Consider the following 23,145-nt stretch of genomic DNA (forward strand, 5'->3'; position numbering starts at 1 on the left):
TGGAATCTTTTATTGGTTTAATTAATGAATTGATGCACAGTTGGGAATAATGCCAAATTTATAGACTCAATTAAATTATCTGAAATGTCATTTACCGATTCACGTGTTCCGTTAACCGATTTGCCATGTAATTAAAAAGACATTTGTAATAATTTAGTGATACAATAAAATTATTGATGTGAAACCTTAATCAAACAATATGGATGAACATAGAAGAAATAAAAGCCTTTTTGTTGGCATTGGATTAATAATAGTTGGAGTAGTTGTTATGCTTGAGCGACTAAATTTTCATTCTGATTTTATTTGGACCTGGCTGTATCGTTGGGAGTCTATACTGATTTTAGTAGGCTTGCTATCAATTGTTATTAAAAGGAAAATTTTAGGTGGTTTTGTAGCTATTTCAGTTGGGGCTTATTTTCTGTTGGATGAAATGATTTTTATGCCAGTTAATTGGGAAATTTGGTTTTTGCCGATAGCTTTAATTGTAGCAGGAGTGGCGTATATATTCCAACCTGTCTCAAAAGAATGTAAGAAATAAAGTATAAATTAACAGTTTAAAATATAAAGTCATGAAACATCATTATAAAGATCAAGAATCAAGACAAAATAACAGAATAATTTTTGGTATTTTTTTAATCCTGTTTGGCTGTCTTTTGGTATTGAAAAATCTGGATATCTTTCCTTATTACATGAAGGATATTATTTTTTCATGGCCAGCATTGTTATTTGGACTAGGAGCACTCTTTTATGCTGGGAAAAAGGATAAGACGACTGGATTAATTTTAATGGGTGTAGGAGGAGTTTTTCTATTGCCAATTATCTTCGATTGGGGATTCCACTGGAAGGGATTATTCTGGCCGGTAATTCTGATTGTTGTAGGAATTTTTATCATCAGAAAGAGAAACGATTGTTTGCCTGAAGGTAGAAAAATTGATAGTAACGATTCTGGATATATTGATGAATTGAATGTGTTTGGAGGAGGCGAGAAGATGATTAATACCAAAAACTTTAAGGGTGGAAAGATTACTTGTTTGTTCGGTGGATCGGAAATAAACCTTACGAATGCAGATTTAGCAGAAGGAACAAATGTGATAGATGTTTTTGCCATGTTTGGAGGCTGTGTTTTAATTGTGCCTTCCGATTGGGATGTTAAAGTGGAAGTTTCGGCAGTTTTAGGAGGAGTTGCAGATAAAAGAATGCCAACTGCAAATTATGTGGTAGAACCTAAAAAGGAATTGGTTATTAAAGGCTTGGTTGCTTTGGGAGGTTGCGAAATTAAATCGTATAAATAGTAAAGATGAGGCATCCTTTATTACGTAATTTTTATGGAATACCAATCTATATTGGTGCGTGGATTTTATTCGTGTTGCTTCTCTTTATAATTGGGTGGTATTTTGATGGTAATGATCTATATTCCTCCTTTGTAAACTCATTTAGCTTCTCGTTGCCTCTATTTATTTTAGGAGCATGTGTTTGGTATGTAGTTCGTTACATCAGTATGGATGAATCCGGAATTTTGGGTTTTATACTTCATCATTTAACTGCAGGTGCGATTGTAGTTGGAATTTGGGTTTCTGCGGCATATCAAATTCGAATTGGCTTTTTTGGTGAAGATCCAGATGGAATTAACTATTTTATACCATTACATTGGCAGGTGTTTTTTGCATTCTGTGTTTACGATTATCTAATATTGGTTTATTATCTGATAATTTATTACCGAAACTTTCAGGATAAAACCATTCAGGAATCGGAACTAAAAAACTTGGTGAAGGAAGCTGAATTAAATGCTCTAAAATCTCAAATTAATCCTCATTTTCTGTTTAATAGCTTAAATTCGGTTAGTTCACTTACATTATCAAGTCCGGAACAATCGCGGGAAATGGTTGTTAAATTGTCTACTTTCTTAAGGTATTCTTTGGGGCAAGATTTAAAGGAGTTAAATAGTTTATCAAACGAATTGAATAACATTCGCTTGTATCTTGATATTGAAAAGGTGAGGTTTGGTGAAAGATTAGTATTAAAATTCAATTCTACTTCAGATTGTGATAATTTGAAGATCCCAAATTTAATCTTACAGCCAATTTATGAAAATGCAATTAAGTATGGGGTTCATGAAAGTCTGGAACCAGTAACGATTAATACCAATTGCGAATTGGTAAACCATGTACTAAAAATTACAATTAGCAATAATTTTGATCCGGAATCCATTCCGCCAAGAGGCAATGGTATTGGATTAAGAAACATACAGGAACGATTAAGTTTAATTTATGGAAGAAGCGATTTGATGAAGATTGTTAAAACCGAAAATCAGTTTACCGTACATTTAGAATTCCCACAAAATATATAATCATGATAAAAGCAATTATTATAGATGATGAATCCTTGGCTAGAGATTTGGTGTCTAACTATTTGGATTCTGAAAACGATATTGAAGTTATAGGAGAGTATTCGAATGGTTTTGAGGGATTAAAGGCGATTAATGATTTACATCCAGACTTGGTGTTTTTAGATGTACAAATGCCTAAACTAACTGGATTTGAATTGCTAGAATTACTTGATAAACCTTGTAATATCGTATTTACTACAGCTTACAACGAATATGCAATAAAAGCATTTGAGCACAATGCCATTGATTACTTATTGAAACCATTTTCAAAAGATAGATTTCTTACAGCTTTGGACAAAGCAAAAGAGAGAATTTCGAATTCTACTGACAATCAGGATCAAATTGATAAAATTAAATCACACAATGATGAATCGGAAGAATTAATCAATAGAGTTGTAATCAAATCCAGAAACAAGATTGATGTAATTGCAGTTGATAAAATCAAATATTTCGAAGCACAAGATGATTATGTAATGATATATACTGCTGATGGGCGATACCTGAAGCAAAAGACCATGAAGTATTTTGAGTCGCACTTAAATCCCAATGAGTTTTGCAGAATACACCGATCCTATTTGGTTAAAATAGATCAAATTTCACAATTGCAACCATATGAGAAAGACAATTGGGTGGTTGTCTTAAAATCAGGAGAAAGTTTAAAGGTTAGCCGTAATGGATTCAAACTTCTTAAGAAACAATTGGAAATTTAATCGGAACTGGCATTGAGAAATTCGTTATTACATAATTGTAGTAACGATTTTTTTTTGCTCAAAGATGACAAAAAAACAGTAAGAATAGGCATTGGTTGTAGAAATTGGGATTTTATAAATTTTAAGTGAAATGATTTAAATGATGGATCAGTGGATTTATTTTTATTATAAATATTCGAAATATTTTTGAAATAGTATTCCTATTCTCAACATAATCATATATATTTGTGTTGCCCAACTAGAGTTAACTAATCTAATTACTACAATGAACCTAAAATTAACTTACGCCAAGAGTGCGTTCATTATTATTTTGACATGCATTTTCTCTTCTCATGTGGCTTTTTCAAATAACCATTTAAATGAAAAAGGGAGTTCTTCACTAAAGGGGAAAATCGTTGAAAAACAATCAAACAAACCACTTGAATTTGCCACGATTTCAATTTATTCTTCTAATAATTCAAAGCTTGTAAAGGGAACAATTACAAATAAGAGAGGGGATTTTGCACTAGAAAAATTATGTTCTGGATCTTATTATTTTAAGGTTGAGTATATGGGATATACCACTTACAATAGTAATCAGTTCGAGATAAAGAATGGAGAGAGTAAAGTACTTACCAATCCTGTGAAGCTTGAGGTTGACACTAAAACCATTTCCGAAGTAAAGGTTGAAGGAAATAGAGAATTTTCTAAGGTGGAACTTGGTAAAACGGTTTACAATGTTTCCAAATCTCCAGTTGCCGATGGAGGAACCATAAATGAAGTTTTAAATACCCTTCCTAGATTAAGTGTAGATGCTGAAGGAGCAATTCAATTTAGAGGGAGTTCTGATGTTAAGATTTTGATTGATGGTAAAATCAGTGGTCTTTTGGGGATGAATCCAGCTGAAGTTTTAAATAGCATGTCTGCCCATGATGTTGATCGTGTTGAAGTGATTAGTACATCTTCTGCTAGATATGATGCTACAGGAGCAGGAGGAATCATTAACATTATCTTGAAAAAAGACCGAGTAAAAGGGTTTAATGGTAGTGTTGCAGCAACTGTTGGTACCAAGGATAAAAAGTCAGGTGGTTTTAGTGGTAATTATCGTACCGGAAAAGTGAACTTCTTTGGTTCTTACAATTATAAAGATGACTGGGCAGGGCGTGATTACAATGTTCAGAGAGAAATCAAGAAAGAAGATGTTCATACTCTTTTATCAGAAAATGCGGATGTTGATTTTGGAAATCGATACCATATTGGAAAATTGGGTTTGGATTATCTGATTAATGATAATAACACTTTTACTTTTTCAGCCAAGTATCGTGATATACTTCAAAATTGGAACGGAAGCTACGATTATACTCGTACAAATGTTGTAAGTAGTGCGATGCCAACCATTGATTATAGATTCAGTGAAGTTGATTTAGATCTGGAATCATGGATCTACAATGCATCTTACATCCATAAATTCGCTAAGAAAGGAGAAACTCTTTCGATAGATTTGGCTTATACTGATAATGCAGCAAATAATTCTGGTAATTATGCAGAGTATCTTAATATCCAATCTTTTGGACAGGATGTATTATTTGGATCAGATGTAAACGCGACTAACTTGTATTCAGATTATTACAAAACCGCAAGAAAAGAAGCTGTAGCGCAAGTAGATTATGTGCTGCCTGTTGGGGATAAAGGCAAGTTTGAAACTGGTTATCTATATCGAAATAATGAAATTGATTATAAGGTTGGTTCACTTGCTGATGATTTTAATTACGAAGAAAATATCCATGGTTTGTATGCTATGTATTCTGGCTCAAAAGGAAAGTTTGCATACGAATTAGGTCTTCGTGCTGAATATTCTGACATTAATACCAACAAAGAATTTAAGGATGATTATTTAGATCTTTTTCCAAGTGTTCACTTGTCTTATCAGTTTTCGGATAAGAAGCAATGGCAATTGGCTTATAGCAGGATGATTTATCGACCAAATTCAGGAATGTTAAATCCTTTCCAAAATCTTCGTGATCCGGAAAATCAAAGATTGGGTGCGCAGGATATTGAAGCTTATTACAATCACAATATAGAAATGTCGATGGCTTTCGATAGAGAAAAGGCTAGTTACAAGACAACTTTATATGTGAATTATCAAAAGAATTTGATCAATCAATACCGATTTATTGAAGATGAAACCAATAGATCCATAGTTCAATATGGTAATTTTGATTCGAAATTTTTCTCAGTATTAGAGTTTGAAGGATCAACCAAACTAAATAAATGGTGGAGTTTGAGTGGATATATAGCAGGTATTTATGAGGAAACAAAACCTGGAGAAGGATATAAGTTTGGGACACGAGATATGTGGGAAGTTACTGGAAAAGTCACTTCAGTTATGAACTTCAAAAAGTGGTTTAAACTTCAGGCAAGCTTCCGTTATCAATCGGAAATATTGGTTGCACAAGGAAAGTATCAGAACTTGTACTATGTAGATTTAGGATTAAGTAGAAAAGTATTAAAAGGAAGAGGTAGTTTGTCTTTTACTGCTAATGACATATTCAATACTTTCAGATTTAAGATTCATACTTCAGATCCTGAGTTCTATAATAAGGAAATTAAATACAGAGAAACTCAAATTGCCAAATTAAGTTTTCGATACTTTTTTGGTAAGCGATATAGAATCATGAGAGCTAAACCTAAAAAATCAGGAATCCGACATTCCGAAAATGATATTTAATACGATTAAAATTCAATTAAAAAAGCTTCATCATAAGGTGAAGCTTTTTTTATAAATACCTTTAATCAAAATTTATTTATACTCAATAAAAATAAACTTACTTTCTACTTGACATTCAGCTCTGTCTTTCTTAATTTCTATTCTATTGGATAAATCGGAGGGATATGAGCTTGAAAATATTGGATATTAAGAAGCTGAAAAAAGCTAGAAGTATTGGCAGTAACAATAAACCCAGGTCAGGAAGTAGAAGAAATTTTCTAAAAGGATTGGGGTTTGGATTTCTTGCTTTTCAGCCTTCTTTAAAGGCTTTGGGAAAAGCTTTTGGAAATGATATTCAATATAGAAAGAGGGGAAAAAACATTACGTTTTACTCTCAGGAAGGAAATTCATGGAATATCAATTTGAATTCCTTTGATGGTAGTCCAAAATTAATTTTTCGTAAAAAACAGGAAGATTATCATCTAATTCTGCGAAATGCTTTTTATCCTGGAACTACTTTGCCAATGGATTTTAAAGCCATTCTCTACAATGATTTATCCTGGAGAATAAAAATCACTTTTACCAAGCTGGATATATCGAAAGATCTTAATCTGGCAGATTGGATTAATGGTAATGCTCAGCTGAACTCATTTGTTTATTTGCAGGAGGGAATAGAATTGAATAATCGGTATTCATTGGATATTGAAGATCATTATCATTTTATCATTGATAAATTTTGGAAAATAACTTTACAAGGAAAAGATCTTGCTAATTACAAATTGAATAATATTTCTGGGCTTGCTGAACAAATTTGTTTCAGCTTTCCTGTTGAGAAAGATCTTACATTTTGTAACTCCAATTTTGAACCAAAACTAAAATTGAGTATCACAACTCAAAATGTAGAACCATTCCTTTCAAATTGGAAAATTATGAACGGTTCAGAATTGAATAGTTGTAGTGAGGTACAGCATCAGGTTCAAATATTAAAATCTGAGAGACTCTCAGGGATGTGTTCATCGGTAGTATTGGTTGATGAAAAGGATGTTAAGGATAGAAAAGGCTTTTTATTTCATAAGAAAATTAATGAAGATCTGGAAGAAACACTTAAGCTTTATCGTTCACAACTTGCAATTGAGCTAAATCAGCAATCAGAAAAGTTTATTTTTATTGCCAGTATTGCAAGTAATGGTATTTGGACAAATTCTTCCGAAGTTTCATACCAGTTAATCAATTCAAAGAAAAATGCCGCTTTTGAAATGCATGGTACAAATGGTAGAATAAATTCTGTAAACGGATTGGCACAGGTTGCTGCTACCAAATACCTGTTACCCGATGCCATTAGTTTGGCAGTTGAGTATCCTGAGAAACCTGCCATTGAAATTGAATATCAGGATCAGAAATTGCAATCTAAGAAGAAGCTTGTAATTGATTCCCGATTGGGAAAGATTAAAATTAAGGAGAAGGAAATTATAAGATTGAGTGTGCTTAGACCTGAGGACATGTTATTTCTTCAGTTTGAGTTCTACAATTTCAAATACATAAAAAAAGATCAACTAAGCTATTTAGAAATTAACAATACCAAGAAGCCGGCAACTATGGTGGTTGTGTTTCCACCTCAACATACATTGGAGCAAGCCTTTTGGGAAAACAATTCATTGCCAGGAGGTGAGGGGAATGAAAATGTAATTCTACCTGCAAAATACATTCGTAGTGGAAAAAGCAGATTGGTGTATTCGGTTCCTTCCAGTTTTAAGGGAATGCCAATTATTATGGAGGAATTGTTAAACTGGTCACGTTTTAAGTTGAGGGTAAATTATCGTGCCAGGGTTTTGGAGCCAGTTAAAGTAGTAGTTAATAAATTTCAGAATCTGGGTTCTTTTATCAATAAGAAAAGTACCAGTCAACCCAAAACCATTAGTAGACAAAGTTTAAGTATTGCGAAATATTCAAAGAATCGTTTAAGTAGCAGATCCCTTTACAATAAAGATCAGTTATCGAAGAATTTACCTGCTGAAGTAAGCGGACAGCTGTATGTAAAGATCAACTATGCAGCTTTGAAAGCCAATTTGTTGGAGATGAGAAAACCGAATCTATTGGAAACCTCTATTGAGGCACCGACTAGGCTATTCATTTCACCGAATCAATTGGCAGGTTTTGCTCATCAACAGAAGATTCACTTAAAGGATCATAAGGAAACGCCAAAGGGAAATATTCAGAACCTGCAATATAATAATCCATTAATTACCAATAAAGGGAAGTTATCGGAATTGTGGCATTCACGTATGGGAGTTCGTTTAAAAAATGGAGAAATTGATGAAGAGGGGATGGAAGGATTTAGAAGCATTCGTGCACTTTGGGCTAGGGATGCATTCAAAAAATTAACTCCTAAGCCACCAAGAAATAAGCCGTTTCGAACCGCCTTAGATGGAAGAGATCGACACAATATCGTTCATCAAACTTCGAATTTTACAATTAAGTCCTACACACCAAGAGCTGTGCAGGCCAAACGATTCATGATGTCTTCCTTAGGAGCATGGATTGATTTTAATGCAAACTTTAATTATCCGGATTTTCATGCACAACCTGATTTGGAACTTTTGGAATGGGAACACCTATCAACTTTAGGTAGAGATCACTATGTAAAAGTAGTTGAAGCAGGATTTCTGTTTCCCTTCGGACATACGGCGGCATTGGTGAAGATTACAGAACGAAAACCTGATAAGACAACAAGAGCTGCCGTGAATCGCCAAAGAATCTACATTGTGATTCTTGAGCCTGTTGTATATTATGAGATGAGGGATCAACAAAATGGGTATATTCCGTTTCCTTTCCAAACCGTTGAAATGCCAGCTACACGAACGCCAGATTTGGATGCCCCCGTTGATCTGGTGAATATGGGTGGAGATTACAACTTCTTGATTCGAAGTGGTGGCACGGATTTGATCTTTGATTTACTATTGGTGGATCAGGAAGGGCGTGAGCAAAAGATAAAACTGCCTTTGATATTTATAGGAAAATCGGCTGCCTATGATGAAGCCAAATCAGAGCAATTGGTGAATGTTTACAATGCTGAGATGAATCGATTCAAGGCTGATTTTAATTTGCAAATGGTGGCCTATTCTCCATCATTGATTGAAGATGATACAACTTTCGAGACCTCTTTGATTGATTTCGGAGCATTGTCTCTTGAAAATAAAGCTGCTACAGTACTGAAGTTTCATCCCAAGGTGAAGACTGCTTCGGTTAAAGTGAAGGCAATAGAGGAATTAACAGGAAATCCTGATCCTGTGAATATTGAATTACAGGATGATGAAAATGCGGCCAAGGTATTTGCCAAGGTGTTGGACAATCTGAAAGCCGATTTTTCAAGTGAATCAGATAAGTCAGGAGGTTTCATGAGCCCCAATACCCAGGTTACTTCACTTTCGAAGTTGAAAGGACCATTGGGTGGAGCAGTGGATAAATTGCAAAATCTGGAATTCGATCCATCAGAGTTCTTTGCCTCTTCGGGCGATATGCCGGTAGCCAAGTTGTTTGGTGTGGTGTCCATTTTCGATTTACTATTGGGCAATTTGAACTTTGGGGATCAAGGAAATCAGCAGTCTGAAGCCTTAAGTGGAATCAGTCAGCAAATGGAATCCCTAAAGGAAGATATTCTGGAACAACAAGCCATTTTGGAAACCGCGGCTGAGGATGCCCAGACAGCGATTGAACAGGAGATTCAGAATTTGAGAAATCAATTGGAGTCGAAAGTCAATGAATTGGAACAGCAATTGACCAGTCAGATTCCTCGAATCCCAAACTTTAATGCATACAAAACCGATAAGGCATTTGTGGTAGAATATCGTTGGATACCGGAAATGGAAGCCAGTAAGTCTTTATTTGGAGGATTTCTAACGGTGAATGTTCAAAAACCAAATGAAGCATTACAGGTTCTAAGTAAATTGAGTAGGCCTTTCGACACTTCGCAAAAAACACAGTTTGGTGTAAATGCATCTTTCACTGATTTTTCGGTTGAGATCAAAGAATTGATTCGGGTAAGTTTTAAATCTCTGAAGTTTGGAGGAGGATCGGGTAAGAAAGCCGATGTGAAAGTGGAAATGGCGGAAGACGATTCAATTCTCTTTCTGGGTCCATTGAGTTTTGTAAATCAATTGCAGAATTTGATTCCTTCCAATGGATTTGCTGATGGACCATATATGAAATTATCACCTGCAGGAGTTAAAGCTGGCTTCGATTTGGCTATACCGAGTGTAGAGGTCGGTGTTTGTACCATTGCAAATATGACACTGGGAGCTGGAGTTCATCTGCCATTTACAGGAGCTCCACTTACCCTTTCCTTTAATTTCTGTAAGCGTGAATCACCATTCCTATTAACGGTTTCTGCATTTGGTGGTGGAGGTTATTTCTTGATGAAAACCAGCGTAAAAGGATTTGTTGGAATGGAGGCGGCTTTCGAGTTTGGTGCAGCCTTATCCATGAATTTTGGAGTAGCAAGTGGAGGTGTATCTGTAATGGGAGGTTTCTATTTCAGTATGGAAATCGTGGATGATCATACCGAAACCATACTAACAGGTTACATCCGTTTTAACGGATATTTATCGATACTTGGAATCATAAGTCTTTCCTTGGAAATTTATTTGGCTTTTGTCGCCATGTTCCAGAATGGAAAGGTTGAAAAATTATATGGTGAAGCCATTGTAAAAGTGAAGATTGAAGTGTTATTCTTCAGCAAAACTGTGACTTTAACAGCTCGAAGAGAATTAAAGGGAGCCGATGCGGATCCAACCTTCCAAATGATTATGGAAGAAAACGATTGGTTGGAATACTGTCAAGCATACGCATGATAACAGTTATCAATTAACAGTTATCAATTAATAATGAGTAATTAATAATAAATAATGCGAATTAAGAGAGGCTAAGGATGAAAGTAAGTTGGGTATATCTAGGGGCGTTAGCCCCGTTATCTTCGTAGCGAAATGTTTAATGGGAAAAAATAGGGGCTTTAGCCCTGATATCTGAAAAGGGATAATTAACAGTTAACAATTAATAATGAGTAATTAAAAATATTGGCTTAGAAGAACTAGAGCTAATTAATATCATAACTACTTAAACAATGAAACAAAAAATCATATTCACCTGTTTGCCACATCGAATTGAGGAAGAAAAACTTCGATTTTCGGTGCAGGTAAGTTTGCGTCTCGAAAATGCGAGTTCAACTACTTTAGTGAGTTTTCCGGACATGGAGAATTGGCCTGAAAAGTTAAAAAACTCTAGTTTTCAACTAAGGCTAAAGAATGGAAAAGAATATGATATTGATCTGAATTCAAGTGTGATGGATGAGGATTTGTGGGGGAAGTTAATGCATAATGATATACGGGTGGATGGATTTCAGCAGGAAGATTTAACGCATAGCAGAATTCATTCCTATCCAATCAAACATGTACAGACTTTTGTGTTAGATACCTATAAAAGGCTTGGTGTGCAGAATCCTGATCGTTTAATAGATCCAAAGGATTTGAGTGATCCGAAAAGTTTGGGACAGATTTCAAAATTTAAGAAACGAGATACCCCAAAGTCCCCAGAAAGTAACACAACAGCTGCAGGAAGAAGGGTGGTTAAGGAATCTGATTTTTTAGATGTGGATGAATCGACTTCCAAACGATTGGAAGAGCTAAGAAGAAAGAATGGATTTGTTCCTTTCCAGCAACAGGCCAATCCTAAAATGGATTTCGCACAGTTTAGGGATTTTCACAAGACTGATCGTCCAACGCGTTACGAACCTTTGGCTAAAATCAAGAAGCCTGAATTCGAGTTTCATGATATTCTGGCGGTGGTCAGCACTTATCCGCAAATACAGAGAAAACTGGGTGTGGTATTGGATTTTTCTATGGATATCCCCAATGGATTTCCTGCTGATCATTCTATGCGATTGATTATTCAGAACATTGATTTTACAACAGATACGGAAGTCTTGGTTCCTTTGACGGCTTACCGCTACACCGAAAAAGGATTCTATGCAAAATCAAAGGAAGGGTCTGATGTCAATTTGGGATTTGTGAAAATCAATACCGATAAGTTTACTGCTTTTCAGATAGATGCCGATGGGGTGGCCATGAAGGTAAACCAGATGGTGGATAATAAGATACAGGAAGAGGTAAAGCTAAAAATTGTGGAACTGGATCTGGGTAAAAGTAAACGATTTAAGAATGGAGTCATCCCGGCTGATGAACCTGAAAAGGAAGGACTGCCAAGTTTGCGATCGGCAGGTATTGGAATTGCCCGTAATGGAATGGGGCAGCATTTAAATGCCAGGTTTGTTAAAGCAAAACAATTGCAAGCCAAGATCATCGATTCATCGAAAATGGATGACAGTTTACAGCTCATTCTTTCCGATGAAAAACTATATGCCGAGGATTTGGTGCAAGGCTACAGAATGGATGTGGCTTATTCAACAGAACCTGAGAAGTGGCTTTCTTTGCACATGAGAAAGGAATCCTATTCCTACTTCGATTCTGGTAATGTAGAAGAATTCATAGATGATATTAAGACTGATGAGGGATTCATACAAACCGCAGCTGCCGAGGATACAGAGAATGCCAATGAGCTATTCGTTGGAGAAAATATGATTCGTTGGGAAGGATGGAGTTTATCGGTTCCTAAGCCTGGATTCGCCATTAATGAAGCCGAAGATGATAATGTTGATCCATCAAAACAAGTGGACTATGTGAACAAATCAAAGAATGTTGAGGTGAAGAAGTACCAGTTTGATACCACCAGGGAGTTCAGGTTGCATACCAAAACAAAAACGGTGAAGGGAACATTGCCACGATTACGTTTTGGAAAGGATTATATGCTTCGTGTGAGAACGGTGGATTTGGCAGGCAATAGTGTGCCTCTTGACTCTCAACCAGAGAAAGTTTCTGAAGCAGTTATTCGTGGATTTAGATATTACAGGTATGATGCTTTAATGAATCCGGTATTGCTATTGGGATCGGAATTGAAAGATGGAGAGGCCTTGGAAGAATTGGTAGTTCGCAGCAATTACAATATGAGCACCGAGGAGTTTCAGAAAAGATATGGGAATGTAGATTCAAGTGAGAATACAGAAGCAACAAGACATTTTCTACCACCAAGAAATTCCCAATTGATTGCTGAGCAACATGCCAAGTTTGATAAGGCTTTTGGGAACAATCCTGAAGTGGCCAAGGCGTTGTATGAACTGATTAGCTCGAAGGAAGTACAACTGGAAAAGGGTAAGAATGGAAAGGAAAAAGTGTACAAGGGAGATCAGGTGGATTTGATTTACTTGCCTGATCCAGCAGCAGCAGGTTTGGCTCTCTTCTTAGCTGATGGATATGATGATACGCATTCACAAACTTTTGAACCTAGATTGTTTAGTTTCTTTGGCAATGATGAATTAAGTCCGAATAATACTCATATCAATCTCTCTGATGATGAATGGTTCAAAGCAAAATCTTTGCGTGTTCAGTTGGTAGAAGGAAATACAGCCTTTAATTGGAATGCTTCTGCCCGAGTTTTAATTGTATCGCTGCCAAAGGGAGAAAGAATTAAGCTGAGGTTTTCTACTTTTTGGAAAGAGAAGGATATGGAGGAACTTTCTGGCATGTGGCAACTGCTTCAGGAGGACAATCCAGGGAATATTACAAAGCTTAAAGAGCTGGCAAAAACCGGAAGACATTGGATGATTAGTCCGGCACGAGAAATAGAATTGACTCATGCAGTTCAACAACCTGTGGATGCTCCTCAAATCGAAATCATTAATCCTGATAAGAATTACGGCAATACGCATGCATGGCTACACACCAGGTTTTCGGTACACGGATTCTCTACCCACAAAGTTGAGTATAAAGCGCGATGGAAGGACAGAAGAGATGATCCAAGAGCGGTTGAGCCGGATTGGGTTGATCATTCGGATAGTGTAGAAGAAATTGACATACAATATCACGATAAAACTGTAGACAAAGGAAGTCTTCCTGAGAAGAAAGATCCTTCCAAACAAATTGCCATTCAGGGACAGGCCAATCAGGTAAAGCCACAATTAAAGGTGAGTTTGGCAAGTGAGTTCAGTGGAGCACTAAAGCACAAGTTTGGAGATACCAAGCATCGATATGTGGATTATCATCCTGAAGCTACAACAAGATATGCTGAGCATTTCGACAAGCTAATCAAATCGGAAGGATTGGAAATTACCAGGGATGGAGAAAGGTTCGAAAAGGTGAATATCTTAAGTTCCGATCGTCCGAAATTACCATTTGTTGATTATGTGATTCCAACATTTGAGTGGAGAAAGACAAAAACAGCTATGGTCATGCGTCAGCATCGTTTGGGTGGCGGATTGCGTGTATACTTGAAACGTCCTTGGTTTTCAACGGGTGAAGATGAGATGTTGGCGGTAGTATTGCCGGGATCAGATCCATCGAAGATATCGCAGACCATTGCAGCATTGGGAACGCCGGGGTTCAATACCATGTTTACCCATTGGGCACAAGATCCTATACGTCCATCGAAACCTGGAAGTATGAATTATCCGGGCATCAATGATTTTAGGCACAATCCAAGTATTGACAAGGGATTGGTATATCCCGGCAAGGAGAATGTAAAAGTAAATGCAATTTGTTATCCTGTAGCGTTTGACAAGGAAAGAAAGTTATGGTATGCCGATTTTGCCCTTAATCATGGCAAGATGTATTTTCCATTCGTAAAATTGGCTTTGGCCAGATATCAAGAACACTCGGTTCGTAAGGCGGGGCGTGATGTGTGCTTGTCGTCCATTGTGATGGCCGATTACATTCAATTGGTACCAGAGCGAATTGCAACGCTTACCTTTAAAAAGGACAATATGAATTCCCGATTTACCCTTCAGGTTGAAGGAGTAATATCCAATGCATTGGATCGAAATGGGAGTACGGGAAACTATTTAGACATTAGCTTCCTAGATCCGGAATTGGTTCAGCCTGTTTACGGAAGTGTGAGTGATGGTAGAAATGAGGAGAGTTTGGAGGATGAGGGAGTGAGAATTGCAATATCAGGCAGTGTGGTGAAAAACAACTATTTCACCATTGTTCGTGAATTTAAGTTGAGCAGAAAGTATAAAGACCAGCCTTTGCAGGTAATTGTACAAGAATTTGAAGGAGCACCTCCAGTCAGTAGAAATATAAGAAGTATTGCAAGTGGAGTAAATGAAGAAAATCAAGCACGATTGGTTTATGCGGATGTGTTTAAAATAAACGCACCGAATAAATCAATCGACAATTAACAGTTATCAATTGGGAGGAATAAGCTTGCGGCTTGAAGCTGATTGCTGGAGGCTTGATAAATTGGTAATTGCCATCAATAAACCTCGATCAAACGTATACCTCAAGAAATAAAATTAACAATACAATGACCAAAGAAGAAGTTTTCAAAGAGTTGGAATCTTTCGGAAACGAAGGAACCAAAAATGTTCTCATAAAACATGGAGCTCGTGAGCCATTTTATGGTGTAAAAGTTCAGGATTTGAAGAAAATTGTAAAGAAGATTAAAAAAGATTATCAGCTCTCATTGGAATTGTATGATTCAGGAAATTCTGATGCCATGTATTTGGCAGGATTAATTGCGGATGAGAAAATGATGAGCAAAGAGGATCTTCAAAAGTGGGTAAAAGGAGCATATTGGTACATGATTAGTGAATACACTGTGCCTTGGATTGCGGCAGAGTCTGAATTTGGTTTTGAGTTGGCTTTGGATTGGATTGAATCCAAGGAAGAAAATACTGCAGCTGCAGGTTGGGCTACATTATCGAGTTTAGTGGCTATAAAAAACGATGAAGAATTAGATGTAATTTTGCTTAAAAATTTGATTGGGAGAGTTGAAAGGGAGATTCATACTTCATCGAATCGGGTAAAATATACCATGAATGGTTTTGTAATCTCAGTAGGTGCTTATGTTTCTGCATTAACGAATTTGGCGATGAAGCATGCCGAGAAGATTGGCAAAGTAGATGTATACATGGGAAAAACATCATGCAAAGTACCTTTTGCTCCGGAATACCTGCAGAAAATAATTGATAAAGGAAGGGTAGGAAAGAAGAAAAAAACAGCTAGATGCTAGTAGAATAATTAAGCTTTTGCGAAAATAAGTTTATCATGCAAACAAAAACCATCCTAATAGTAGAACAGTTTAGAAAGAATTCTAACGAGGTCAATGCCAGAAAAATGTCGGCATATATGAAAAATCATTTCCCTTTTCTGGGTTTGCCAAAACCACAAAGAGTTGAATTGAGTAAAGATTTTTTGAGAGAAATTACCAAAGAGAAAATGATTGATTGGAATTTGGTCAACTACTTGTGGGAACTTTCTGAACGAGAATTTCAATACCTGGCTTTGGAATATCTTGCGAAATTAAAGAAGCAGCTTGAAAAATCAGATATTTCGAACTTGGAGCAATTGATTGTTACAAAATCGTGGTGGGACTCGGTTGATGTCTTGGCTCCGCTGGTAGGTGTATTGTGTAAAAAATATCCTGAATTAAAGACTGAGGTTCTGGATGATTGGATCATTAGTTCGAATATTTGGTTGAAACGTGTATCCATTCTATTTCAATTAAAATACAAGAATGATGTAGATACAGAATTTCTTTCAAAGACAATTATAGCAAATAACCTGAGTAATGAGTTCTTTGTGAACAAAGCCATAGGTTGGGCATTGCGACAGTATTCAAAATTTAATCCCGATTGGGTCAAAGAATTTATCTCCAGGTATCCTTTGTCGCCGTTAAGTATTCGCGAAGGCAGTAAATATTTGTAAATTTCCGGCAAATTTAAAACTTATTTCAAATGCAAGACATCTATCCGGAAATGATTAAAAATTTGCCTGAAGCTGATATTCCTTTTAATGGAGTTCGCGGTTGGGTAGCGCAAGGAGAAAACCATCAGATTGTATTTTTTGATATTGAACCAATTGGAGAAGTGCCTCGCCATTCGCATGGAGCACAGTGGGGAATGATGATTGATGGAGATATGGATCTAACGATTGATGGTGAAACCAAAAAATATAGAAAAGGCGATCATTATTTTATACCAGATGGGGTTTTACATTCAGCTAAATTTAATCGAAGAACCATTGTAATGGACTATTTCGCGGAAAGCGATCGATATAAGCTGAAATAATTCTTTAAAGCTTGATATTTTTTTTGATTTAACTTTTCTCGCATAAGTTTACAGGCAATCAGGGGCTTTTTGCCTGTAAACAAATACCACTTATCGACTTTTGATAAATTTTACTTGGAATTAGTCTTTGTTGCCAGGCATTCTTGGTACATTTGTCCCACTTTCTATGGATAAAAACAGCCAAAACGTATACGAATTAGAGAATGCCAAAGTAAGCAGCTTGCTGTGGAAATATTTTTGGCCTGCATTTACAGGAGTTGTAATTAACTCACTGTATAATGTGGTTGATCGTATATTTATAGGCCAAGGTGTTGGATCAATTGCACTTTCGGGATTAAGTGCGGTATATCCTATCATGCTTATTCTTATGGCATTTGGCATGCTAATAGGGTTGGGAGCAGGTGTTCGAATCTCAATAAACCTTGGTAAGAAAGACTTTAAAAGAGCAGAATGGGTTTTGGGTAACTCTTTTATCCTAATGCTTATTGTGTCAGCCATAATTACCATTTTGGGTTTTGCCATTAAAGATCCACTTTTGCAATTGTTTGGAGTTTCTGTAGACACCAAGGATATAGCAAATGAATACTTGAATATCATTTTATATGGTGCTGTTTTTAACGTGGTTGGTTTTTCTTTGAACAATTTGATTCGTTCTGAAGGGAATGCAAAAATTGCCATGTACTCCATGTTAATTAGTGCAGGAACCAATATAGTTCTCGATCCAATATTCATCTTTCTTTTGGATATGGGAGTTGCTGGAGCAGCTTATGCGACCATTATATCTCAACTAATCTTGTGTATTTGGGTGATCAAACACTTTAGAAGTAATCGATCTGTAATTAGATTGAGTGCCACTAATTTTAAGTTGAATCCTCAAATTATTTGGTATATCATTTCCATTGGATTTGCACCGTTCTCTATGCAAATTGCAGGTAGTTTTGTGCAAGGATTGTATAATGTACAGTTGATTAAATTTAGCAATGATGTTGCCATAGCAGCCATGGGAGTAATCAATTCGGTTGCCATGCTAATTGTGATGACTATTGTTGCCATTAATATGGCGGCACAACCAATTTTCGGATTTAGTCATGGAGCCAAACATTTCGATAGAGTTAAAGAGACTTTAAAAATTTGTATGATTGCTGCAACAGGTATTGCTGTATTTGGGTGGATAATGGTTCAAATATTTCCTGAAACCATGGTACTAGCTTTTAATAGCACCGACAAGGAATTATTGGAGGTGGGTGCCAAAGGACTTCAAACCTTTCTAATCGCTCTTCCGGTGGTTGGATTTCAAATTATTGTAGGAAATTACTTTCAATCCATAGGAAAAGCAGGAGTTTCAGCATTGCTTACCTTAATGCGACAAGTAATTCTGTTGATTCCTATTCTTTTTATACTACCCAATTATTTAGGACTTGATGGAGTTTGGTTTGCAGGACCAATTTCAGATGTTGGTTCAGCTATGGTGGCAGGAATCTTTATCATCAGAGAGTTCAGAAAGCTGAATAATCAAATTGCTTAGTCCCCATATTTTCAGATAGAACAGATTCATCATTCTAAATAAGCAGACTTATGAAATATTAATCTGCTCAATCCCTTGAATTTTTGTATTTTATACTTCGATATGTCAAATGAAGGGACAAGATGAGAAGTGTATTGGTATTTCTGTTTTTCTTTTTACTGTTTGGTTGTTATTCCCAGGATGTTCCACTTGTTAATGAACAACATCCAAGGATAGAGTTGAGCCAGGAGCGCTTTGACTGGTTAAAAGCGAATATATCCAGTGGAGAGTGTCAGGAAACTTACCAGCGATTTAAAAGTGCTTACGATAGAAATTGGGTTACCAGTTCAAAAACCTATATGGTTGGATCGGATTCTACACAATGGAATTATGAGTTTGGCTCGAGCGATGCATTCCAAATGTCGCGTATGACTGCTTTTTTGTTGAAAATGGGAACAGATGGATTGGCTTTGAAGCGTTGTGAATTCATCATTTCGAGATATGTAGAATACCTGAACTCTTTAAACTTCGACAATTACTCAGGAGATACCAAAGAGAACCTTCTTAGGAACAATTGTAATTATGGAGGAATTCTTCTCGATTGGACTTACAATGATGTTCCTCAGCGGAAGAGACAACAACTTTCAAGAGCTTTGTTCCGGGTGTTGGAATACTTTATGGACAATTATGTCCTGACTCCTTCAGGCAATAGCTACGTAACCAGTCACAACATATACAATTGTGGAATTACCATGCATGCAGCCTTGGCTTTGCACGGAGCTGATGGTTTATCGTCAGGCCAGATGTCGGATGTAAATTCCTGGTACAAAACCTTGGTTGGCAAATGGGAAAATGGCATTCTACCAGCCTTTGCTCACTTTCGTGATGATGATGGAGGTTGGAATTGGGGCGCTGCTTATTCCATGTTTGGATTACCTCGTCAGTACCAGTTTTTTGATGACATGAAAATCGCTACCGGAACTGATTACTACCAGGAACAAGCCTGGATAAGAGAATCCATCAATCAATACTGGTATTTCTATCGTCCGGATAACTATACCATTCATTTGGGTGATGCTGTAATTGATTTAGATCAGGCCAACAGGGTAATGTATCGTCATGCAGCTGAGTTTGGCGACGAAAGAAGTCAGTATTTGGTTCAAAAATATGGAGCCACTCAATACCTGAACAATTCGAACCTGGTATTCCAGAAACTTCTGTTTAAGGATTTTGAAGCTGCAACGATTTCGCATCCCGAACCTCCTTTAGATTGGTGGGCCGACAAAACCGGATTGGCCGTTAGCCGAACTTCGTGGGATGAGGATGCCACCATGCTTTGGTATTACTGTGCTCCAGCCAAACGAGCCGATCATGAGCACAGAGATAACAACCATTTTGTAATTATAAGAGACAAACCCCAAATATTGGATGCTGGTCATTACGACTCTTATGCCACAAATCATTATAACAATTACTATTCGCGCACCATTGCACACAATTCCATTTGTGTATTCGATGGATCAGAGTCTTACCGTGCCTTTGGACGATCTGTTTCGAATGATGGCGGACAGATATGGACCGATCGATTGGAGAATGTAGGTGAGGTTACAAATAGTAATCACAGAAGAGGAGAATGGCTCAAGTTTGCAGCTGGCGATGAGTATGCCTATTATATCAGCGATGCGGCAGATTCTTATGCATCCGATAAATTGGATCGGTTTGAACGTAGGTTGTTGTATCATAAGCCTGATAGGGTAATTGTGTTGGATCATTTGCATTTGCGAAATGTGTCGTCGAAAGAGCGAAAGGCTAAGTACATCAATCACTTTGCCAATCGTCCTGATATAAATGGTCAGGTGGTGAATACTGCGGTTGCCAATAAAATTATCACCTACAATGGCAAGGATTATAAGGCATCACATGGAAATGGAAATGTAGCCATTCGCACTTTGCTGCCGGAATCTACCACCACAACCTTAATTGGAGGAAGTGCTTATGAATATTGGGTAAATGGAACCAACTATCCGCCAAATAACAGTCCTGATTTTGAATTGGCACATCCCGGAACGTGGAGAATAGAGGTTGAGCCAACGCAAGTAAGCGAGGATTTGGTTTATCTGCATACCATTAAAATTGGAGACAATCAAAATCCGTCGAATGCAGGTGGTGAACTGTTTGAAAACGGTAGTACCATTGGTGTTGATTGGGAGAACCACCTGTACTTGTTCCATTCTAAAGGAGATACATTAAATTCTACCTACTCGGTAAATCCGCTTGACGGAAACCGAACCATAAAGATTTTTGCTTTGGATATGCAGGCCAATACCTCTTATGGTGTGTTTATAAATGATGATTTGGCCAGAACAGGAGATTCCAACGAGGATGGTATTTTTGAGATTACGGTTGATCTGGCTGAAGGAGTGTACAATTTGGTGGTTCGTGATACCATTGCTGGAGATCCCAATCCTGGTACCGATCCTGAGCCAGATCCTACACCCGAACCAGGCGATGAGGCAGAAGGAGAGGTGAAGGTATATCCAAATCCAAGTGATGGTATTTTTACCGTATTGATTGAACACGATGAGGTGAATGAATTTCACTTGAGTGCATTCGATTCTGCAGGGAGGAAGATCATGGAATATTTAAATTCGGGAAATCGTGCTGATTTGAACCTGAATGGACTTTCTTCTGGTGTCTACTATATACTCATACGATATCTCGATAAGCAGGTGAAGCGAAAGATTGTGCTTGTTGATTAAATAAAAAACGATTATAAATTGTCTGATATTGATGACATCGAGCTTATGATAGCCTCAACACGATTGAAATGAAGTTTTGATCGATTAAAATTCGCCAAACAGGCTTTATATCATTCACAAAAGAATAAAAAGTAGTTTAACAGGTTTGCTAAGTTTTGAATAAATGTTCCCAATGTATTCAACACGATTTAAACTGTTGGAAAAGATATGATAATGCTCTCGCAGAAATGTAAAGGCAAATTTGCTGCAAAAAAGATCTCTCGATGATTTGTAATCAACCAAAATCAGTTGTATGAGTAGGAAGTTCGTCAATGCCCATAATTTTCTCTTATCTTTGAGTGAATAAATTCAAATCTCATGAATAAATCTACAATCCTATTGGCGCTGATATCAATTTTTGCACTATCATGCAATCAATCAAAAGAGAAGAAAATGACTCAGGCAGCCTATTCTATTTATGTAGGTACCTACACCTACACCGATACCGACTCTAAGGGAATCTATAAAATCACGATGAACAAATCGGGAAAGTTTGGCGAACTGAGTTTACAAGCTGAAACAAAGAATCCATCTTTCTTGTGTTTTGCCAATAAGGGTGAAAATTTACTTGCCATTAATGAGATCAATTCATTGGATGGAGTAGGGAGTGTTGAAAGCTATAAGATAGGTGATCAGCTTGAGTTAATCAGCAGAAAATCGAGTGGAGGAGCACATCCTTGTTTTGTTACAGAAAAGGATGGAATTGTTCTAACAGCAAACTATACAGGTGGAAATACGGGTTTACTGCGAGTTGATGAAAAAGGAAATCTTTCTGAATTATTGGATGTAAATCAGCACGAAGGATCAGGAAGCGTTGAGGGCAGACAAGATGCACCGCATGCTCATAGCATCTGGTTTCAACCCAATAAAAATAGAGCGATTGCTGTGGATTTGGGCAGCAACGAATTGTGGATTTCTACCATTTCGGATGATAAATTTAACAATGCAGAGCGCATTGCAATGCCTGAAGGGGCAGGGCCACGACATTTGACCTTCCATCCCAGTGGCAAGTTTATTTATGTGATTAATGAACTAAGCAATACAATCACCATTCTAAAGGGAGAAAGCCTACAAATTATTGACAATGTGAATACCTTGTCAAAAGCTTTTGAAGGAAGTAGTTTTACTGCAGATATTCACATTTCATCCGATGGAAAGTTTCTGTACGGTTCTAATCGCGGGCACAACAGCATTGTGATATATGCAGTATTGGAAGATGGAGGATTGGAATTGATAGGACATGAATCAACGCGTGGTGATCATCCTCGTAATTTTAGCCTGAGTCCTGATGGGAAGTTTTTGATTGTGGCCAATCAGAATACCAATAATTTGGTTTGCTTTAAGCGCAATAAAAAAACAGGTTTACTCACTTTCGTTGATGAGACAAAAGCAGCTAAACCTGTTTGTGTATTATTCCAAAAGTAAACCTGCTCCTGTAAATTTGGAATTTACAGCTTGTGAGAAAAGGATTTTTAATCCGTTTCAATTGCAGAGAATTCAATCAACATTAAATGGTCTGTTTGTTTTAGGTCAGGATAAAAGCCAAGCAAAACAGACCATAATTCTTCTTTAGAATCAAAACCATCCTTCTTGATTTCTTCTATTGTGAGTTCATCAAAGCTCTTGTGTATCACTTTCGTGATTTGTATTTCAATTGAAGGCTTGTCATCAAATATGGCTTCGCCTTTTCCCAATTCAGGAACAGGTTCATCAACTCTTGCAGTTTGTATTTTGTTTCCGTTTTTAATGGCCTCATAAAAATCGGAATGGAAATGGATTTGGGACATGTATTAAATTGTTGGTTTCACGCAAAGATTGCAAAGGTAAAAAAAGAAAGCGCAAAGAATCATTTGAAATCTTTGCGCTGTAGTATTTCTTTAGTACTTTCGGA

At 36.9% G+C, this 23,145-nt stretch carries 14 protein-coding genes; 13 read left to right on the forward strand and 1 reads right to left on the reverse strand.

Going from position 1 to position 23,145, the window contains the following annotated elements; translation table 11 throughout:
- The first annotated feature begins 199 nt into the window (after positions 1-199).
- The 13 genes from BXY64_RS09205 (at position 200) to BXY64_RS09265 (ending at position 22,679) form a co-directional block, all read left to right on the forward strand.
- The gene (locus tag BXY64_RS09205) at positions 200-538 is read left to right on the forward strand and encodes a LiaF transmembrane domain-containing protein (protein ID WP_120239581.1); all 339 of its coding nucleotides are present in this window, start codon (positions 200-202) and stop codon (positions 536-538) included.
- 31 nt (positions 539-569) lie between these two features.
- On the forward strand, positions 570-1,292 hold the full coding sequence (locus BXY64_RS09210) for a LiaF transmembrane domain-containing protein (RefSeq protein WP_120239582.1): 723 nt from the start codon (positions 570-572) through the stop codon (positions 1,290-1,292).
- Positions 1,293-1,297: 5 nt separating this feature from the next.
- Positions 1,298-2,347, forward strand: coding sequence for a sensor histidine kinase (locus BXY64_RS09215; protein ID WP_120239583.1), 1,050 nt, complete (start codon positions 1,298-1,300; stop codon positions 2,345-2,347).
- A gap of 2 nt (positions 2,348-2,349) precedes the next feature.
- On the forward strand, positions 2,350-3,096 hold the full coding sequence (locus BXY64_RS09220) for a LytR/AlgR family response regulator transcription factor (protein WP_120239584.1): 747 nt from the start codon (positions 2,350-2,352) through the stop codon (positions 3,094-3,096).
- Positions 3,097-3,361: 265 nt separating this feature from the next.
- Positions 3,362-5,803, forward strand: coding sequence for an outer membrane beta-barrel protein (locus BXY64_RS09225; RefSeq protein ID WP_120239585.1), 2,442 nt, complete (start codon positions 3,362-3,364; stop codon positions 5,801-5,803).
- 164 nt (positions 5,804-5,967) lie between these two features.
- A complete protein-coding gene (locus BXY64_RS09230) occupies positions 5,968-10,629 on the forward strand; it encodes a coiled-coil domain-containing protein (protein WP_120239586.1) in 4,662 nt (1,553 codons plus the stop codon).
- A gap of 269 nt (positions 10,630-10,898) precedes the next feature.
- Positions 10,899-15,062 (forward strand): hypothetical protein, encoded by a 4,164-nt coding sequence (locus BXY64_RS09235; RefSeq protein WP_120239587.1) that lies wholly within the window; start codon positions 10,899-10,901, stop codon positions 15,060-15,062.
- A 125-nt stretch (positions 15,063-15,187) separates the two neighbouring features.
- On the forward strand, positions 15,188-15,895 hold the full coding sequence (locus BXY64_RS09240) for a DNA alkylation repair protein (RefSeq protein WP_120239588.1): 708 nt from the start codon (positions 15,188-15,190) through the stop codon (positions 15,893-15,895).
- Positions 15,896-15,930: 35 nt separating this feature from the next.
- Entirely contained in the window at positions 15,931-16,590 is a 660-nt protein-coding gene (locus tag BXY64_RS09245; protein ID WP_211334443.1) for a DNA alkylation repair protein, read from the forward strand.
- 29 nt (positions 16,591-16,619) lie between these two features.
- Entirely contained in the window at positions 16,620-16,952 is a 333-nt protein-coding gene (locus BXY64_RS09250) for a cupin domain-containing protein (protein WP_120239589.1), read from the forward strand.
- 166 nt (positions 16,953-17,118) lie between these two features.
- The gene (locus BXY64_RS09255) at positions 17,119-18,477 is read left to right on the forward strand and encodes an MATE family efflux transporter (protein ID WP_120239590.1); all 1,359 of its coding nucleotides are present in this window, start codon (positions 17,119-17,121) and stop codon (positions 18,475-18,477) included.
- Between the two features lie 122 nt (positions 18,478-18,599).
- Positions 18,600-21,215, forward strand: a complete 2,616-nt coding sequence (locus tag BXY64_RS09260; RefSeq protein ID WP_120239591.1) for a T9SS type A sorting domain-containing protein — start codon at positions 18,600-18,602, stop codon at positions 21,213-21,215.
- Positions 21,216-21,572: 357 nt separating this feature from the next.
- The gene (locus tag BXY64_RS09265; protein WP_120239592.1) at positions 21,573-22,679 is read left to right on the forward strand and encodes a lactonase family protein; all 1,107 of its coding nucleotides are present in this window, start codon (positions 21,573-21,575) and stop codon (positions 22,677-22,679) included.
- Positions 22,680-22,726: 47 nt separating this feature from the next.
- Here BXY64_RS09265 and BXY64_RS09270 read toward each other — a convergent pair whose 3' ends face one another.
- Positions 22,727-23,041, reverse strand: a complete 315-nt coding sequence (locus BXY64_RS09270; RefSeq protein ID WP_120239593.1) for an ASCH domain-containing protein — start codon at positions 23,039-23,041, stop codon at positions 22,727-22,729.
- Positions 23,042-23,145 lie beyond the last annotated feature (104 nt).

Origin of the sequence: Marinifilum flexuosum (genome assembly GCF_003610555.1) — a bacterium.
In the GTDB taxonomy this organism is placed as follows: Bacteria; Bacteroidota; Bacteroidia; order Bacteroidales; family Marinifilaceae; genus Marinifilum; species Marinifilum flexuosum.

Coding starts and splice junctions, on each gene's coding strand:
- BXY64_RS09260 (WP_120239591.1), top strand. CDS start 18,600: ATGAGAAGTGTATTGGTATTTCTGTTTTTCTTTTTACTGTTTGGTTGT.
- BXY64_RS09230 (WP_120239586.1), top strand. CDS start 5,968: ATGAGCTTGAAAATATTGGATATTAAGAAGCTGAAAAAAGCTAGAAGT.
- BXY64_RS09250 (WP_120239589.1), top strand. CDS start 16,620: ATGCAAGACATCTATCCGGAAATGATTAAAAATTTGCCTGAAGCTGAT.
- BXY64_RS09240 (WP_120239588.1), top strand. CDS start 15,188: ATGACCAAAGAAGAAGTTTTCAAAGAGTTGGAATCTTTCGGAAACGAA.
- BXY64_RS09225 (WP_120239585.1), top strand. CDS start 3,362: ATGAACCTAAAATTAACTTACGCCAAGAGTGCGTTCATTATTATTTTG.
- BXY64_RS09270 (WP_120239593.1), bottom strand. CDS start 23,041: ATGTCCCAAATCCATTTCCATTCCGATTTTTATGAGGCCATTAAAAAC.
- BXY64_RS09265 (WP_120239592.1), top strand. CDS start 21,573: ATGAATAAATCTACAATCCTATTGGCGCTGATATCAATTTTTGCACTA.
- BXY64_RS09210 (WP_120239582.1), top strand. CDS start 570: ATGAAACATCATTATAAAGATCAAGAATCAAGACAAAATAACAGAATA.
- BXY64_RS09255 (WP_120239590.1), top strand. CDS start 17,119: ATGGATAAAAACAGCCAAAACGTATACGAATTAGAGAATGCCAAAGTA.
- BXY64_RS09215 (WP_120239583.1), top strand. CDS start 1,298: ATGAGGCATCCTTTATTACGTAATTTTTATGGAATACCAATCTATATT.
- BXY64_RS09220 (WP_120239584.1), top strand. CDS start 2,350: ATGATAAAAGCAATTATTATAGATGATGAATCCTTGGCTAGAGATTTG.
- BXY64_RS09205 (WP_120239581.1), top strand. CDS start 200: ATGGATGAACATAGAAGAAATAAAAGCCTTTTTGTTGGCATTGGATTA.
- BXY64_RS09245 (WP_211334443.1), top strand. CDS start 15,931: ATGCAAACAAAAACCATCCTAATAGTAGAACAGTTTAGAAAGAATTCT.
- BXY64_RS09235 (WP_120239587.1), top strand. CDS start 10,899: ATGAAACAAAAAATCATATTCACCTGTTTGCCACATCGAATTGAGGAA.